This window comes from Solihabitans fulvus (assembly GCF_008386585.1).
Classification (GTDB): domain Bacteria; phylum Actinomycetota; class Actinomycetes; order Mycobacteriales; family Pseudonocardiaceae; genus Solihabitans; species Solihabitans fulvus.
Genome location: NZ_VUOB01000074.1, coordinates 13125 through 29763 on the forward strand (window position 1 = coordinate 13125; position 16639 = coordinate 29763).

General features: G+C 69.8%; 16 protein-coding genes. 7 read left to right on the forward strand and 9 right to left on the reverse strand.

Annotated elements, in window-relative coordinates; translation table 11 throughout:
- Positions 1 to 5 precede the first annotated feature (5 nt).
- From F0L68_RS35060 to F0L68_RS35070, 3 genes are read right to left on the reverse strand one after another with little or no spacing between them, the layout of a single operon-like run.
- The gene (locus F0L68_RS35060) at positions 6 to 806 is read right to left on the reverse strand and encodes an ABC transporter permease (protein WP_149854198.1); all 801 of its coding nucleotides are present in this window, start codon (positions 804 to 806) and stop codon (positions 6 to 8) included.
- Positions 803 to 1729: an ABC transporter permease gene (locus F0L68_RS35065; RefSeq protein ID WP_149854199.1), complete on the reverse strand. Its 927-nt coding sequence runs from the start codon at positions 1727 to 1729 to the stop codon at positions 803 to 805. The genes F0L68_RS35060 and F0L68_RS35065 overlap by 4 nt, the downstream gene beginning before the upstream one ends.
- Before the next feature lie 4 nt (positions 1730 to 1733).
- Positions 1734 to 2879 (reverse strand): ABC transporter substrate-binding protein, encoded by a 1146-nt coding sequence (locus tag F0L68_RS35070; protein ID WP_223199409.1) that lies wholly within the window; start codon positions 2877 to 2879, stop codon positions 1734 to 1736.
- 322 nt (positions 2880 to 3201) lie between these two features.
- Here F0L68_RS35070 and F0L68_RS35075 point away from each other — a divergent pair, with 322 nt between their 5' ends.
- Complete coding sequence (locus F0L68_RS35075) at positions 3202 to 3984, forward strand: GntR family transcriptional regulator (protein WP_149854200.1); 783 nt, start codon at positions 3202 to 3204, stop codon at positions 3982 to 3984.
- Between the two features lie 138 nt (positions 3985 to 4122).
- Here the strand turns inward: F0L68_RS35075 and F0L68_RS35080 are convergent, their stop codons facing one another.
- Both F0L68_RS35080 and tmpA read right to left on the reverse strand, forming a co-directional pair.
- A complete protein-coding gene (locus F0L68_RS35080; protein WP_223199410.1) occupies positions 4123 to 4680 on the reverse strand; it encodes an HD domain-containing protein in 558 nt (185 codons plus the stop codon).
- A complete protein-coding gene (gene tmpA, locus F0L68_RS35085; RefSeq protein ID WP_188316999.1) occupies positions 4677 to 5801 on the reverse strand; it encodes a 2-trimethylaminoethylphosphonate dioxygenase in 1125 nt (374 codons plus the stop codon). Before tmpA ends, F0L68_RS35080 begins: the two co-directional genes overlap by 4 nt.
- Before the next feature lie 180 nt (positions 5802 to 5981).
- Here tmpA and F0L68_RS35090 point away from each other — a divergent pair, with 180 nt between their 5' ends.
- Positions 5982 to 6575 (forward strand): DUF6328 family protein, encoded by a 594-nt coding sequence (locus F0L68_RS35090; protein ID WP_223199411.1) that lies wholly within the window; start codon positions 5982 to 5984, stop codon positions 6573 to 6575.
- A gap of 18 nt (positions 6576 to 6593) precedes the next feature.
- Here F0L68_RS35090 and F0L68_RS35095 read toward each other — a convergent pair whose 3' ends face one another.
- Complete coding sequence (locus F0L68_RS35095; RefSeq protein WP_149854202.1) at positions 6594 to 9422, reverse strand: ATP-binding protein; 2829 nt, start codon at positions 9420 to 9422, stop codon at positions 6594 to 6596.
- Positions 9423 to 9650: 228 nt separating this feature from the next.
- Between F0L68_RS35095 and F0L68_RS44660 the strand changes: the two genes are divergently transcribed.
- Together F0L68_RS44660 and F0L68_RS35100 are read left to right on the forward strand one after the other, a co-directional pair.
- Positions 9651 to 9785 (forward strand): hypothetical protein, encoded by a 135-nt coding sequence (locus F0L68_RS44660; RefSeq protein ID WP_276313916.1) that lies wholly within the window; start codon positions 9651 to 9653, stop codon positions 9783 to 9785.
- Positions 9786 to 9908: 123 nt separating this feature from the next.
- A complete protein-coding gene (locus tag F0L68_RS35100; protein ID WP_149854203.1) occupies positions 9909 to 10295 on the forward strand; it encodes a VOC family protein in 387 nt (128 codons plus the stop codon).
- Here F0L68_RS35100 and F0L68_RS35105 read toward each other — a convergent pair.
- Positions 10292 to 12544, reverse strand: a complete 2253-nt coding sequence (locus F0L68_RS35105; RefSeq protein ID WP_438672343.1) for a helicase — start codon at positions 12542 to 12544, stop codon at positions 10292 to 10294. The genes F0L68_RS35100 and F0L68_RS35105 overlap by 4 nt on opposite strands.
- A gap of 145 nt (positions 12545 to 12689) precedes the next feature.
- Here F0L68_RS35105 and F0L68_RS35110 point away from each other — a divergent pair, with 145 nt between their 5' ends.
- Complete coding sequence (locus F0L68_RS35110) at positions 12690 to 13208, forward strand: DUF3592 domain-containing protein (protein WP_223199412.1); 519 nt, start codon at positions 12690 to 12692, stop codon at positions 13206 to 13208.
- Positions 13209 to 13311: 103 nt separating this feature from the next.
- On the opposite strand, the gene F0L68_RS35115 is transcribed toward F0L68_RS35110, so the two are convergent.
- Together F0L68_RS35115 and F0L68_RS35120 are read right to left on the reverse strand one after the other, a co-directional pair.
- Entirely contained in the window at positions 13312 to 13731 is a 420-nt protein-coding gene (locus F0L68_RS35115) for an RNA polymerase-binding protein RbpA (protein ID WP_149854206.1), read from the reverse strand.
- A gap of 175 nt (positions 13732 to 13906) precedes the next feature.
- On the reverse strand, positions 13907 to 14653 hold the full coding sequence (locus F0L68_RS35120; RefSeq protein WP_149854207.1) for an SDR family oxidoreductase: 747 nt from the start codon (positions 14651 to 14653) through the stop codon (positions 13907 to 13909).
- A gap of 69 nt (positions 14654 to 14722) precedes the next feature.
- Between F0L68_RS35120 and F0L68_RS35125 the strand changes: the two genes are divergently transcribed.
- Together F0L68_RS35125 and F0L68_RS35130 are read left to right on the forward strand one after the other, a co-directional pair.
- Entirely contained in the window at positions 14723 to 15592 is an 870-nt protein-coding gene (locus tag F0L68_RS35125) for a LysR family transcriptional regulator (RefSeq protein WP_149854208.1), read from the forward strand.
- 80 nt (positions 15593 to 15672) lie between these two features.
- A complete protein-coding gene (locus F0L68_RS35130) occupies positions 15673 to 16524 on the forward strand; it encodes an enoyl-CoA hydratase/isomerase family protein (RefSeq protein WP_149854209.1) in 852 nt (283 codons plus the stop codon).
- Positions 16525 to 16639: the final 115 nt, after the last annotated feature.

Sequence of the window (16639 nt, forward strand, 5' to 3'; positions counted from 1 at the left end):
CGACCTCATGAGGCACTCGGGGTGAACGGCCGGAGTTCGCGGGTGCGGCGGCCGGACACGATGGAGAGCAGGAACAACAGCACGAAGACGATCAGCAGGCTCAGCAGCGACACCGCGACGGACACGCCGGCGTCGGTGCGGCCGGTGCTGACCATCCACACCGGGAAGGTCTGCATCAGCAGGATGCTGGACAGGGTGTACTCACCCATCACCAGCGCCAGGTTCAGCAGCGCCGCGCCGAGCACCGCGGTGCGGATGTTGGGCAGCACCACGCGAAGCAGCACGACCGGCCAGCTGGCGCCGAGCCCGCGCGCGGCCTCGACCAGGGTGGCCAGCGGGATCGCGGACAGCCCGGCGTCCAGCGTCCGGTAGGTGAACGGCAGCGCGAGGATCACGTACTCGAACACCAGGATCAGCGGCGTGCCGTTCACGATCTCGGGGGCGTCCTGGAACACCACGAGCACACCGTTGACCAACACGATCGGCGGAATCACCAGTGGCAGCAGGCTGATTCCCTCGACGAACCGCTTCAGCTTGGGGCGACGCAGGTGCACCCAGCTGACGGTGGGCACCATCAGCAGCAGCGTCAGCGCGACGGTGCCGAACGCGACCCACAGCGAGGTGAACAGCGTGTCCAGCAACCCGGGGTAGGACAGCAGCCTGCCCCACGCGGCGAAGCTGTGCGTGTTGTGCACGTCGCGGAGGCTGAACTCGAGCGAGGCGACCATCGGCAGCAGGAAGTAGAGGCCGGCGACCACCAGCACGATCACGGGCCAACGCGCGGCGCGGCGACGTTGCGTGCTCATCCCAGCCACCTCGCCGTCCGCCGCTGGATCCTGTAGTAGACGGCCATCACGAGCCCAACCACGATGACCATGCCCAGCCCCAGCGCCTTGCCGAGGTTCTGCTGGTCGGCGACGACGTTGCCGGACACCAGGGCGCCGATCTGGATCGGCACCAGGCCGATGATCCCGTTGGTCAGCGCCTCGGCCGTCGCGAACGCCGACAGGGAGTTGGCGAACAACAACAACAGGGACGCCAGGAACGGCGGCAGCAGCACGGGTCCCGCGACGTGCCGCCAGTACTGCCAGCGGGTCGCGCCGAGGTTCTCCGCCGCCTCGCGCCACTGCTCGCGCATGCCCTCCAGCGCCGGGGTGAACACGATCAGCATCAGCGGCACCTGGAAGTAGATGTACACGATCGCGATGCCGGTGAAGCCGAACAGCGTGAAGCCGCCCTGGTAGATGTCCAGGCCCACGGCGGCCAACGCCTTGGTGACGATGCCGATGCTGCCGAGCGTCGCGATGAACGCGAACGCCAGCTGCACGCCGCCGAAGTTGGCGAGCACACCCGACGCGCTCGTGACCGCCTTGCGCAGCACGCCATCCGGCCGACGGCTGAGGACGGCCTGCGCGAGGACGGCGCCGAGCACGGCACCGACGACGGCGGTCAGCGCGGACAGCTCGATGCTGGTGACGAAGGCCCGCCCGTACTGGTCGGACACCGCCGTGGTGACGTTGTCGGTGGTGAACGCGCCGTCGTTGTCCTGGAACGCGCCGACCACGACCATCACCACCGGCGCGGCGAGGAAGAGTCCGGTGTAGGCAAGGAAAGGCAGCAGGCCGAGCAGGCCCGCCGCGCGTGCTACCCACCGGCGTCCGGTGGGCCGGGCGGGCGCGGCGGAGAGTCCCGCCGCGCCCGTCCTGGTCGTCGTGTTGCTGACTGTCATCAGATCAGCCGAGCGCCTTCGCCCACTCCGCCGCGACAACCTTCTTGGCCGCGTCGATCTGGTCGTTGGTCGGGAACTTCACGTCGTTGGACACCTGCGGCAGCGCGGCGACAGCGGCCTTGTCCGCAGTGCCGGCTGCGGTCATCTTCGGCAGCCGCACCGGGCGGGACTGCCCCTTGAGCCACAGGTTCTGGCCCTCGTCGGAGAACAGGAACTCCTCCCACAGCCTGGCGGCGGCGGGGTGCGGCGCGGTCTTGCTGATGGCCTGGCAGTAGAAGTTCGAGTACACGCCGTCCGAGGGGACGGTGACCTTCCAGTCGACCTTGCCGGTCAGCTTCTTGGCGTAGCCGGCCTCGAGGTAGTCCCAGTCGACGGTGATCGGCGTCTGGCCGCTCTCGATGGTCGCGGCGTTCGCGCTGACCGGGATGAAGTTGCCGGCCTTCTTCAGGTCGGCGAAGAACTGGATGCCCGGCTTGATGTCGTCGAAGGAACCGCCGTTGGCCAGCGCCGCAGCGTAGACGCCGGCGAACGCCGCGCCTGCCTTGGTCGGGTCGCCGTTGAGGGCGATCTTGCCGGCGTACTCGGGCTTCTTCAGATCGGCGAAGCTCTTGGGCGGGTTGGGCACCTTGGCGGCGTCGTAGCCGATGGAGATGAAGCCGCCGTAGTCGTTGAACCAGTTGCCGGCAGTGTCCTTCTGGGTGTCGGGGATGTCGGCCCAGGTGGCGACCTTGTAGGGCGCGAGCAGGCCGTCCTTGGTCGCGGACAGGGCGAAAGCGCCGCCGAGGTCGAGCACGTCCGGCGCGCGGTTCTGGCCCTTGAGCTGCTTGACGGCGTTGATCTCGTCCTGGCTGGTGCCCTCGGGGTTGGTCTCGTTGATCTTCAGGCCGTACTTGTTCTTGAAGGCGTCCAGGATCTCGCCGTAGTTGGCCCAGTCGTGCGGCAGGGTGATGACGTTGAGCTCGCCCTCGGCCTTGGCCGCGGCGACCAGCTTGTCCATGCCACCCAGGTCGGCAACGGACACGGCAGTGTCGGGCTTGCCCGAACTGTTGCCGTTGCTCGCGGTGGTCGCGTTCGAGCCGCCCCCGCATGCGGTGGCGGACAGCGCCAGGATGGCGGTACCCGCGACGAGACCAACGAACCTTCTGTTCACTGCGATGTCCTCCGACGATGTGTGGTGTGCCCAGCGGACAGTCCACGAAGTGCGTTGCGTGGAGATGAACTGGTGATGGCGCGTCGCCGCCCCCGAGGTGCACGGTGGGCTGTCGCGCTCACTGTGCGACCACCCGACCTCGGCCGGTCACGAAAATCGGCCTCTGGCGAGCGGAAACGTGCTGGTGGGGGTGTCGAGCGGGGCTGACGGTAGTGCGGGCTTGGCTGGATAGGCTCAAACATGTCCGTACATGTAGGCAAACTTTCGGCGACGCCGACCGACCGGGCGCGGGGCCGGATCCGGCCCGGATAACCTCACTGACATGACGGACAGCCGGGACCACGAACAGAGGTCCCTCTATCGCCGGGTCGCTGACGATCTCAGGGCCGACATCGTCGCCGGCAACTACGGTGCCGGCGCCAGCCTGCCCTCGGAGAGCGAACTGGCCGCGCGCTACGACGTGTCGCGCGGCACGGTCCGCCAGGCGTTCTCGGCGCTGCGCGCGGAGGGTGTGATCGCGTCCCGACGCGGGGCGCGGCGAATCGTCCTGAGTGGACCGAGGCTCCAGAGCTTCACCGAGTTGCTCAGCTTCTCCCGGTGGGCACGGGCAGTCGGCGAGGAACCGGCCGGCCGGGTGGTCAGCCTGGAGCGCCGGGACGCCACCGCGCTGGAACGCGAGCAGCTCAACATCGCCGACGGCAGCCGGATCTACCACCTCACCAGGGTGCGCATGCTGTCGGGACGCCCGGTGATGATCGAGCGCACCGCGTACCCGGACCGGGTCGGCGCGCTGGTCGCGGGGATGGACCCCGACATCGAGTCGATCACCGAACGCCTCGCGGAACTCGGCGTGCTGTTCACCGACGCCGAGCACATCATCGACGCCGTGCCCGCCTCCACCGAGGACGCGCGCCTGCTCGACGTCCGCCCGAGGGTGCCGATCCTGCGGGAGCGCCGCCGCAGCACCGACCCCTCGGGCACGCCGGTCGAGTGGTCCGAGGACCGCTACCTCGGCGACGCCGTCGCGTTCACCGTGCACAACTCCGTCGCGGCCAACGCGCTGTCCCGGCAGCCCGGTCCCGGCCCGTCGACCAAGGCACGCTGACCGCCTCGGCCTGCGGATTGTGCGGCTCCTGTGTGCTTTGCGGGCTCTTGGGTGTTTTGCCGGCTCTTGTTGGTCTTGCGGCGCCTGTGGGTCTTGCGATTCTTGTAGGCTTTGCGGCTCCTGTGGGCTTTGCGGCGCTCAGGACCGCAGCAACCGGGCGAGCAGCGGTCGGAAGTGGTCGAAGCCCGGGGTCGGCGCGTCGGGATCCTTGGCTGCGTCGTCCCAGCGGCGCACGGCGACGGCGGCCCGCGCGTGCGGCAGCGCGGCGAACGCGCTGGCCTGATCCGGCGTCATCGGGCCGCCCTGCACCGACAGCGTGTACACCGACGCCTCGGACAGCGCCGCGACGTAGGCGGGCTCGACCGCGCACAGGTAGCGCTTCGCCGCGACGTGTAGCCGGATCGGCTCGGTGACCTCGGCGGGAAACCACTGCGCCAGCCAGGCCGCGCCGGTGTCGCTGTGCCGGTTGTCCTTGCCCGCCATCAGCTCCTGCCCGGTGACGCTGCCGTGGAAGTGGCCGACGTCGTGCAGCAGCGCTGCGGCGACCAGGTGCTCGGGCGCGCCTGCCGCCTCGGCGAGCGCGCCGGCCTGCATCATGTGCACGGCCACGGTGACGCGTTCGCCCAGGTACTCTCCAGCGCTCTCGCCGGCGAACAGGTCGGCGATGCGGTCGACGGGACTCACAGCCTCGGTCACGCGTCCACCTTTCGGCGCAGCACAGCAAGGGAGCTGATCAGCGAGTCCAGGTCGGCGTAGCAGCCCTGGAGATGACGGTCCCCGGTGTCGGCGAACGCGGTGCGCGCGTGCAGCACCCTGGTGTTGTCGAAGATCAGGCAGTCGCCGGGCGCGAGCCGGAACGTGAGCAGCAGGTCGGGTCGGACCAGCAACTCGGCGAACCGCCGGTAGGCCGCGTAGAACTCCACGATCCGTTGGTAGGGCAGGCGAAGCGGCTGGATGGACCGGTTGTTGAACCGCACCTCCCTGATCCGCCCCGCCGGGTCGACACCGATCAGCGGCCGGTCGGCGCGCAGCGCGGTGTCCGCGTCGGCGAAGGCGAACGGCACCGGTGTCCCGGCGAGCACCGCGAACACCTCGGGGTCCTCGGCGCGCAGCAGCGCGGCGGCCCGGAAGCCGTCGACGAGACCGGTCTCGCCGCCGTCGACCGCGTTGCGCAGGCAGTGCAGCAGTTGGAGGGTCGGCACGGGATCCCGGTAGGGATTGTCGGTGTGCGGCGAGATCGCCAGCCCGGTGAACGCCAGGTTGTTCGGCGTCGCCTCGACCCGCACGTCGAACAGCGAGCCGTAGTTGGTCTCGCGGACGTAGCCGAAGCTCTCCGCGACGTCACGCACCGCGCCGTCCTCGCAGGGCACGTCCCGCAGCAGCACGAATCCCTGCCGCAGCACCGCGTCGAGGCAGCGGACCCGCTCGGCCGGGTCGGCGAGGTAGTCCGCCCAGCTGCCCTCCGGCAGCCTGCCGCGCAGATCGTCTGCCAGCCAGAGCCGTTTACCGCGCTCGGTCCTGCCGTCGCCGGGATCGCCGTCGTCGAGCGCGTTGCCGGCCAGCCAGGACCTGCTGAAGGTGGACCGGTGGCCGTCGGGCCCGAGCACGACGGTCACCTCGGTGTCGGTCTGCTCGACCGCCGTGACGGCGGTGTCCTCGGCGAGGTCGGTTATGCCGAGGAACTTCTGCCCGGTGCGTGGGTCGCGGCACTCCACGCACGGGCAGTTGTCCCGGAGCCACAAGGCGGGGAACCGCAGCGTCGCGCCGTCCGCGTCGACGTCGAGGTGGTCGGAGTCGGCGGCGATCGATTTCGTCATGCTGACCTCCCGATCAAGTACTTGGCTGTACATGTTCAAAGGTGACTAGCCAACATTGACGTCAGGTGACAACGGCTCGACGTGGGGGGAAAGTTCGCACATCCGTCGGTGTACGGATGTCTCGACGGACGTGGGCGGTGATCGTCACGGGTAGCGCGACAGCAGAAACGGAGCCCGCCCATGTCCCCGCACAGCAACCACCTCCCGCACCCGCACGACAGCTGGAACTACGCGGCGCGTGGCGAGACACCGACCCAGCGGCTCGACCGCAACTACGGCGAAATCCTCCAGGAGGTGCGCGTCGCGCAGACCGGAGTGCAACTGCTGCTCGCGTTCCTGTTCACCCTCGCGTTCACCCCGAGGTTCACCGCGCTGACGGACTTCCAGCGCGGCGTGTACGTCACCAGCCTCATCCTCGGCGCGGCGGCGACCGCCCTGCTCATCGCGCCCGCCCCGTTCCACCGGGTGGTCTTCGCGAGGCGCCTCAAGCGATTGCTGGTCCGAGCGTCCGGCCTGTTCGCCGTGTTCGGCCTCGCCCTGCTGATGCTCTCGCTCAGCTCGGCACTGCTGCTGATTCTCGACGTGGTGCTCAACATCGCGCTCGCCGCCTGGATCGCCAGCGGCACGCTGCTGTGGTTCTGCACGTGGTGGTACGCGGTGCCGTTGTGGAGCAGGATGCGGCACGGCCGCGACGCGGCCGAATGGGAACCCGCTGCCGAAACCGCGCCCCCGGTCGCGCCGATCCGGCCCACCACCGACCGACAGGCGGGGTAGGGCGGTTCCGCTCGCGGCTCAGGAAACCCGGCCGGTGCCGGGCCGGGCCGTGGCCTCCCTGGCGATGTCGATGCGCGAGTGCAGGCCGAGCTTGGCCAGCACGTGCGAGACGTGCGTCGCCACCGTGCGCGGCGACAGGTAGAGCCGCGCCGCGATCTGCGGGTTCGACAGGCCGAGCACGACCAACCCCGCGACGGTCGCCTCGGTCGGCGTCAGGCTCTCCCATCCGCTGCGGGCCTGCCGATGCTTCACGCGCGGCCCCCTGCGTATGCCGTAACCGCGGAACCGCGCCTGGAGCCGCGACACGTCCCACGCCGCGCCGAGCGACGCGAACAGGTCGAGCGCCCCGGTGAACGCCGCCCGCGCGGACCCCCGGTCGCCGGCGTCGGCGAACCCGACGGCGGCAGCCTCCAGCGCGGCGGCCCTCGGCAACGGCCGACCCGCCTCGCGGTAGGCGTCGGCGGCCAGCAGCAGCGTCGCGGGATCGTCGTCGAGCAAACCCCGGCAGTACCGGGAGGCGGCGCGGCGGTGCGGTGCGGCGGCTGCCCCGCCGAGGGCCTCCGCGCGTCTGGTCGCGGCGCGGGCCGTCGCGCGGTCACCGACCAGCACGGCCAGCCGCACCGCGTCGGCGAGCAGATCCTCGACGCCGGTCCGGTTGCGCAGCGCGGCGCGGAGCACAGCCAGCGCCTCGACGGGCGTTCCCTCGTGCTCCAGATCCGCGCTGCGCGCAACGGCGAGCTGGCCGATCACCCTGCCGCCCAACTGTTCCGCGTAGGGCGCGGCCGCGGCAAGGTGCCGACGCGCGTCGGCCGGTTCGCCTCGGTGGAAGCAGATCAACGCCGCGACGCCGTGGTCGCAGCACGCGACGGTGGGGTCCTTCGACTCGTCAGCAAGCACGTCGACCTCGGCGATCGCGTCGTCCCAGCGCCCGGTGTCCAGCAGCAGCTGCCCGAGCGCGCTCTGCGCCTGCGCGAGGCGAACCACGCTGCCGGTGCGCTCGGCCGATCGCCGGACCTGCCTGGCCGCGGTCAGCGCCTCCGCAGGCCGGTCGAGTTCGCCGAGCGTGACCGCATGGTTGATCTGCAACAACAACCGCAGGTCCGTCAGCGCGGGATCGTCCTGCGACACGGCCAGCGCCCGTTCGAACATCGGCAGCGCGGCCGGCATCTCGCCGCGCACCATGGCCACGATGGTCAACACGTGCAGGGCCCACGCGGTGGTCCACCGGTCGGTGTCCTCGGCGAGCGCCGCGGTCGCGACCTCGCCGGCCCTGGCCACTTCGCCGAGATGCCAGTGGGTGCGGGCGGCGAGCACCGTGAGCCTGGCGCGCGCCCGCGCCGTCAGGTTCTCCCTGGCAAGCTCTTTGTCAAGCGCGACAAGCGATTCGCGGGCCCGGCCGGCCATCGCGCGGCACTGCATCAGGGTGCAGTGCAGATCGACCACGCGGTCCAGCTCGGCGACCTGCCCCAGCGCGTCGGCGGCGACCCGTTCCGCCGCATCGTGTTCGCCGACCCGGTAGAGCGCGTCGGCGAGCCGGCACAGCAGCACCTCGCGTCCCTCCGAGCCGGCCGGCGCGCTGGCCACCGCCCTGCGCAGGAACTCCACCGCGACCTTCGGCGCCTGGGCCGCGAGCACGGGCGCGGCGTCCACCAGCCACCGCAGCGCCCAGCCGTGTTCGCCCCGCGCCGTCAACGCGTCCGCGTCGGGGCCGTCGAGGGCAGGAAGCAGCTGCCTGGCGACCCGGTCGACCGACGCGCCAGCCTCGGCCAACGCGCGGGCGGCGTCGCGGTGCCAGGCCGCGCGCACGGCGGCCGGCAGCTGGCCGTAGAGCGCGGCGCGGATCAGCGGATGCCGGAACGCGAGCCCGTCGGTGGCCTCGGTGAGGACCCCGGCGGCGCAGGCCTCGTCGAGCGCGGCCACCAGGTCGGCGATCCTTCTGCGCAGCACGATTGCCAGGTCCGCGACGGAGAACTCGACGCCGAGCAGCGCGGCGGCGCGCACCGCGTCCCTGGTCGACGGCGTCAGGAAACCGAGCCGGTCGGCGATGGCGGCCGGCAGCGAGTCCGGCACGGGCACCTCGGCGACCTCGACCACCCCGGAGTCGGCGACCGCGACCCCGTTGCCCCTGGCGAGCGCGTCGACGAGTTCGGTGAGGTACAGCGGATTGCCCGCCGCACCATCGGCCAGCCTGCGCAGCCCGTCGCCGGGTGTTCCGCCGGTCAACTCGGTGAGCAGCCGACGCACGGCCTGCTCCGACAGTGGGCCAAGCCGCAGCAGCCCGTCGGCCTCGACGGATCTGCGCAGCGCGGCCACGTCGTCGCGGCGCGGCACCGGCCGGGTCGCCCCGATCAGCAGCAGCGGCAGCTGCCGCGCCGACCTGGTGAGCCGGCCCCAGACAGCGAGGGTGGCCGGATCAGCCCACTGGAGGTCGTCGATCGCCAGCACGGTCGGCGCCGCCGCGCACAGGTCGTCCACGAGCCCGACCAGCCGCTCGCCGGCTGCGGCGGTCAGGTCCGCGCTGTCGGCGGCCAGTTCGCCGCGCAGCAGTCGGATGATCTCCGTGCGCTCACCGTCCACAGTGGACCGATGAATCCGCAGGCACTCCAACAAAGGCAGCAGCGGCAGCGCCTGCCCCAGCTCGTCACCGGCGCCCCAGAACGCCTGACAGCCGCGCCGTTCGGCCGCGGCGCACGCGGCCCGCAGCAGCGTCGACTTGCCGATGCCCGGTTCACCCTCGACGAGCACCGCGCGGCCCCGGCCCGCGGCGGCCGCGTCGACCCAGCCGACCAGCCGGGACAACTCGTCACCGCGACCGATCAGCGCGCAACCCCGGACCGGGTTCGACATTTCTCGGATAATACTCGGTTAATAAAAGATTAACAATAGCTATACTGCTAAATTATACGAGATATCCGTCGACATTCTTCGGCGGTCTCGACAACGCGCCCCTAGCCACGTTCACGCCCGTCGCGCAGCGTTGGCCCGTTGTTTACCGATGATTCCCTCGCCCGCCATCCGTCCCGTGCGACCTTTGAGCCGCTGGAGCCCCGGACGAATTGTCAGCGGAGGTTCATCATGCGAATCAGACGAATGGTCGCCGCGATCGCCGTCGCTCTCGGCATCGCGCTGGTGTCCGTGACCGGGTTCGTCGCACCCCAGGTCGCGGTCGCCGGCACCGGCGGCACCGACGGCGGCGTCCCCTACGACTAACCACCCGACCGCGAACCCCGGTGGGCGGTGCCGTGACGGCGCCGCCCACCGAGGCGTTCTCGCGAGCCCGGCGCGGCCAAGTGCGATGATCGCCAGGTAGCGATCAAGCCACCTGGAGCACTCGTGAGTTCACTCGTCAACCACATCACCTTCGACAGCGCCAACCCGTACGCGCTCGCACGCTTCTGGAGCCTGGTCACCGGCCACCCGATTGGCGACGACGACCACCCAGGCGACCCCGAGGCCGCCGTGGTCCCACCGAAGGGCACCGGACCGCTGCTGCTGTTCGTCACGGTGACCGACGAGAAGGCCGCGAAGAACCGCGTGCACCTCGACATCCAGCCGACCGACCGCACCCGCGACGAGGAGGTCGAGCGGCTGCTCACGGCCGGCGCGACCCAGGTATCCGACCAGCGCAGGCCCGACGGCTCGGGTTGGGTCGTGCTCGCCGACCCCGAGGGCAACGAGTTCTGCGTCGAGCGCAGCGCCGCCGAGCGGGCCGCGCACTAGCCTGCCGGCTGCGCCGCCGGAGCGAGTTCGACCAGCGCGCACAACGACACCGGCAGCGGCTCGGTGTGCAGCACGCCCAGCCGCTGCGTCGCCCTGGTCAGCGCCACATACAGCTCGGCCGCACCGCGCGGCCCGTCGGCCAGGATCCGTTGCGGCTCAACGATGAGCACCGCGTCGAACTCCAGTCCCTTTGCGCCGTAAGGGGTGAACACCGGAGCCGACACGTCCAACGTCAGACCGTGCGGAGCGATCACCGCGACCGAGCCGTCGCCGACCCGCCCGAGCTCTCCTTCCACGGCGACGGCCACGGCGATCGGCAGGTCGGCGGCGTCGACCCGACGCGACCACGGCGCGATCCCGTTGCGCCGCACCGACTCCGGCGGGCTCATGGCGGGATCCGCCTCGGCGAGCACATCTGCGGCGACCGCCATGATCTCGGCCGGCGTGCGGTAGTTGACGGTGAGCTCCCGATAGGTCCAGCGCCCCGGCACGTAGCTGTCGAGCATGTCCGCCCACGACCTCGCTCCTGCGGCGGACTGCCGCTGCGCCAGGTCCCCCACCACCGTCATCGACCGACTGGGACACCGCCGCATCACCGCACGCCAGTCCATTTCGGATAGTTCCTGCGCCTCGTCGACGACCACGTGCCCGTAGGTCCAGTCACGGTCGGCGGCGGCGCGCTCGGCCAGCAACCGGTGATCGCGCTCGGCGTGCCGATCCGACAGGGCCGCCGCGTCAACCAGGTCGACGGCTCGCAGCAACTCCCCGGCCGGATCCTCTTCGGTGTCCAGGATCTGCAACACGCCCCGCGCGTAGTCGTTGGCAGCACTCCGTTCCCGTTCCGCACTTCGGTCCGCGGGGATCTCGGGACCGAGCAGATCGATCGCCTCGTCCAACAACGGGATGTCCGACACCGTCCACTCATCGCCCCGCGCCCGGAACAGGGCGTCGCGGTCCGCCGCCGGCAGCGACGAGGCGGCCACGGCCAACCTGTCCCACGAGGCGAACAGCTCGGCGAGCAGCCGCTGCGGAGTCAGCGACGGCCACAGCCCGTCCACAGCGGCCCGCAACGCCGAACTGGCGTCGAGTTCGGCGCGCACATCGGCGGCGAGATCCTCGGCGACCTCGTCCTCGCCGCCGACCCGCAGCCAGCCGGTGCCGATCAGCCGAACCGCCCGTTCGGTGAGCGAGGCGATCACCGCGTCCTGGAACACCTCGCGGGCCTCGTTGTGCGGCAGTCCGGTCGCACGAGCACAATCGCGCGCCGACTCGGCGACGCGCCGGTCCAGCCGCACCGTGACGTCCGACAGGTCGATCGCGATCGGCGCGGTCGGCAGCTCCTGCCGGTCGGCCACGGCCGCGACCAACACGTCGACCATGGTGGCCACACCCTTCACGCGCTGGGTGTCCGGCCAGTCGGTCGCCGTGACGGACAACCCGGGAAGCAGCTCGCCGAGCGTCGCGAACACGACGTCGGTCTCGCCGAGTGACGGCAGCACATCGCCGATATAGCTGAGAAATCCCGCGTTCGGACCGATGACGAGGACCGCGCGCCTGGAAAGCCGCTCGCGCTGCGTGTAGAGGAGGTAGGCGACGCGGTGCAGAGCGACGGCGGTCTTTCCGGTACCCGGAGCACCCTGGATGACGAGCACGCCGCCCGAACCGAGACGGATGATCTCGTCCTGCTCCGCCTGGATGGTCGCGACGATGTCCCGCATCGAGTCGGTGCGCGGGGCGTTCACGGCGGCCAGCAGCGCCGAATCGGTGTCCCGCTCACCGTTGACCGTGTCGAGATTGCCCATGTCGAGGACCTCGTCGTGAAAACCGAGAATGTCGCGGGACCTGGTGTGCAGCTGCCGTCGCCGCGCCACGCCCTCGGGATTGGCCGCCGTCGCGCAGTAGAACGGCCGGGCGACCGGGGCACGCCAGTCGACCAGCAGCGGCGCGTCGTCGAGGTCGTCACCGAGCAGGCCGATCCTGCCGATGTAACGCCGTTCACCCGCGTGGCCGTCGAGCCGCCCGAAACACAGGCCGTTGTCAGCGCCGCGCAGCCGCATCACCTGCGCCGACCAGGTCCGCACGGCCACGTCGCGCTGCCACCGCGCCTCGGGGTCCCGGGCCGACGCGTCCCCCAGCGCCCGCTCGAACCGGTCCACCGCAATCATTCGTTCCGCATCGAGACGTTGGTACAGAAAGTCGACGTGGGTGCGCTCCGCGAGCAATTCCAGTTCGCGCCAATGGATTGACAAACCGGCCCCCTGTTGCTACTGTTCTTATTATCAGTCGGCATGTCGCAGCTCCTTTGTGCATGCCGATTTTCCATTGTGCACCTCCTGTCAAGAAACCGCCCTCGCCGTGATCACGGGGCGGTTAGGCTGAGCCATGCAGACCATGATGTCCACGCTGTTAGGCGCGTTCGCCGGCCTCGTCGTGCTGATCGGCCTGGGGATGGCGGTGTTCGGGCTGATCCGCTGGACGTCGAGTCGCTCGCTCGCCAACGCCGGACACCGGGCGACCGGCGTCGTGGTCGACAACCAGATGGTGTCGCGCCAGGAACGCGGCCTGACCTTCCGGCCCGTGGTGACGTTCCGCACCGCTGACGGCGAGGACGTGACAACGACGATCCTCCAGCCCCGCCACCGCTCCTACGTCGTCGGGCGCTCGATCGAGGTGGTTTACCATCCCAACAACCCGACCAAAGCGGATCTCGCCGAGGGCTACCGTTCCATCGGTGTCCCGTCCGCACTCGGGGGATTGGTGATCGCGGCCATAGGGATCGGCTTCTTCTTCCTCATCCAGTCGGCGACAGACTCAGCCCCAACGGTCCCTGGCTTCAGCTCGAACGCGCCCCAGTACCCCACAAACGTCACTCTGCCCCCGAACTTCCAAACCGGGTTCCCGACCTTCAGATAACCACCCCAGGCCCCGGACACCCCCACCACCCACGCACCCAACCAGCCGCCCGCCTGACCAACTGCCTGCCAACAACCCAGCCTGACAACCGGCAGCCGCAGCATCACCCGCCCACTGAACTGCCACCCTGAGGCTGATAACGGAACCCATATCGCCGCCCGCCGATCAGCACCGGCGTCGTCACGCACCGACGCGCCCGATCGACGGCCACCAACGTCTCGGCAAGCAGTTCCGCCATCGCCTCGGGTGACCGACGCTCGGTGAACAGCACCCAATGCGTCCTGACCTCCCGATCAACGCCGGACTCCGGCTTCGTGCCATCCGTCCGCACACACTCGGCATCCCCGTGTCGGCGGCACGACCAGATCGTCGGCAGGTCCGCATCCACCGCAAACTGCACTGTGAACGCGTGACCCTTGGGACAGGCGAACTCGACAGGTCGCCGCGGCGCAAGATCGGTGTCGCGGTCCGGCTCATGGCTGACCGACCCGAGCCGATAACCGCTCAACGCTTCTCGTTGCATCACGACCTCCCCGCCGCAGGTGCTGGCACACCTGATGCACGGCTCGGGCATCCAAATGGTTCACCCCCGCCACCAGTTCAGCCGACGCCCACCCCCACCACTCCCCCTCATCCCCGCAACCACCTCCCCCCAATGTCCACAACAGACGATCACTCCGACACCAACTCTCGCCCTCTTACCAAGCCACAAGCCCCTCATCGTTGAAGAACCCACCCGTCGGCCCGTCCGCTTCGAGCGTGGCGAGCTGAACGGCGATCGCGGCACCCTGCGCGGCGGTCCGAAAGCCGCGGTGATCGTTCAGGTCCGTAGCGCAGTAACCAGGGTCGGCCGCGTTGACCAGGACACCGCTCTCCCTCAGCTCCTTGGCGTACTGCACGGTCAGCGAGTTCAACGCCGTCTTGGACGGTACATACGCTGCGGACGCGGGCATCTCCGCCAGCGGGCCGTTCGGGTCAGCCATCGCGGCCAGCGACCCCACGCCGCTCGAGACGTTGACGATGCGCGGAGCCGCCGACCGCAGCAGCAGCGGCAGGAAGGCGTTGGTCACCGTGATGACGCCGAAGACGTTGGTGTCGAACACTGCTCGCACCAGGTCGACGTCGGCGCTGCTCGGCGACTGCCCGTCACCTCCACTAATGCCGGCGTTGTTGACCAGAACGTCGAGCCGACCGAAACGATCGTCCACCTGCGCGGCGGCCGCCCGCACCGAGGCGGCATCGGTGACGTCGAGCGCGATGGAATGCGCTTCGCCGCCGGCCGCCCGCAGTTCGGCTGCGGCCTCATCCCCGCGACGCGGGTCCCTGGCCGCGAGCAGCACAGTCATGCCGAGTTCGGCGAGCTGAACGGCGATCTGCTGGCCGATGCCCTTGTTGGCCCCGGTGACCAGGGCGATTCGCGACGAACCGGTGGTGTTGTCAGTCATGAACCAAGCTCACCGCGCAAACGAGTGGAGCGCAAATACCGACTTGGTGCACACCGATACCCTCACGGTATGGATGACCCGGAGACGCGGGAACTGGCCTACTTCGTGGCCGTGGCCGAGGAGCTGCACTTCGGTCGAGCCGCCGCGCGTCTCGGTATGGCGCAGCCACCGCTGTCACGAGCGATCAGGCAACTCGAACGGCGGCTCGGCGTGACTCTGCTGGAACGCACCAGCCGTAGGGTGTCGCTCACCCCGGCCGGCGAGGTGCTCCTCCGCGAGAGCAGGAAGGCCCTGGAAGCAGTCGCCGCCGCGGTCCGCCGCACGCAGCGCGCCGGCAGACCGGAGCAGCGGTTGATCGTGGTGATGAAGCCCGGTGTCGACGGAAGCATGATGATGGACATCCTGACCCGGTACGAGGCCGAACTCGCCGCAGTCCCCGTGGACATGCTGGTCTGCGGCATCGGCGAGCAGGCCACGCTGCTGCGCGAGGGCCGCGCCGACATCGGCGTACTGCACAGCCCGTACGACGACTTGAGCGGCTTCGACACCGAGACACTCCGCGTGTACCGCTCCGTCGTGGTGCTGCCAAGAGACCACCGCCTCGCCGAGCGGCTGAGCGTACGCGTGGCCGACCTGCGCGACGAGACGATGCCGCGCTGGCCAGGCGCACCCAAGGACGGCGCTACCGGCCCGATGGTGCGGGACGTGAGCCAGTTGATGCAGCTCATCGCCCTACGGCGCACTATCGCGGTGATGCCGGAGTCGGTGTGCAGCCATCTCCGGGACGATCTGGTGGCTGTGCCTGTCGTCGACGCCGAGTCGACCACTGTGGTGATCGCCTGGCCGAAACGAAGCAGCTCACCTGCACTATCCGCGTTCGTCCGCGTCGCCGCTGCCCTGGCGAACCGCCATCGACTCCAAGCAGTGTCGCTGAACTGAGCCGCGCTCCAGCCTGGGCGAACCGCGCAGAACAGGACCGGAGCCCCGGCGAATCCGACTGTGCTGGAACACTTCTGGCCATGGGGTACCAGGACTACGCCAGCATGCGCGTTTCCATCGACAACGGCGTGGCGTTCGTGACGATCGACCATCCACCCATGAACCTGCTGGACGTGTCGCTGCTCGCGGAGCTGGATCGTTTCCAGACCGAGGTGCGCAACGACGCCGACGTCCGCGTCGTCGTGTTCGACAGCGCTGACCCGGACTACTTCGTGGCGCACTTCGACGTGGCGAACATCCTGAACCGACCACCGAGCCCGCCGCTGGCACCCGGTGAACTCAGTGCGTACCAACAGCTTCTGGAACGCTATCGGTCGCTGCCGCAGGTCACCATCACCGTCATCGAGGGCCGCATGCGTGGAGCGGGCGCCGAGTTCGCGCTCGCGTTCGACATGCGGTTCGGCGCCGTCGGGCTGGCCGTGCTCGGACAGCCGGAAGTCGGACTCGGTCTGGTGACCGGTGGCGGCGCCACCCAGCACCTGCCAGCCATGATGGGCCGCGCCCGCGCCTTGGAGATCCTGCTCGGCTCCGGCGACTTCGATGCCGTGGCGGCCGAGCGGTACGGATGGATCAACCGTGCCCTGCCGGCCGAACAGATCGGGTCGTTCGTCCGCGAGTTGGCGCTGCGCATCGCCTCGTTCCCGACCTACGCCGTCCGACTCGCCAAGCAGGCCGTGGACCTGCCAGCAACTCCCCTCCATGACCGGCTGAGCGAGGAGGCACGGCTGTTCATCCAGGCGAAGGCGGAGCCTGAGGCGATTCGCCGCATGCGAGCCTTCCTGGCGTCCGGTGGCCAGACCCGCGAAGGCGAGCTGGATATGGAGATCCTGCTCGCGAAGCTCGGACCTGGCGACGATGTGCCTGCGCCGTAGCGGCTTTAGCAGCCCGTCAGGCGTCAGGCCTTGGTCGGGTGCAGTCGGCACTGCCACTCAGTCCGTGAGACGGATCCTCTGCTTGGCCGGCTCAGTGCGGTTGGACCGGGCCAAG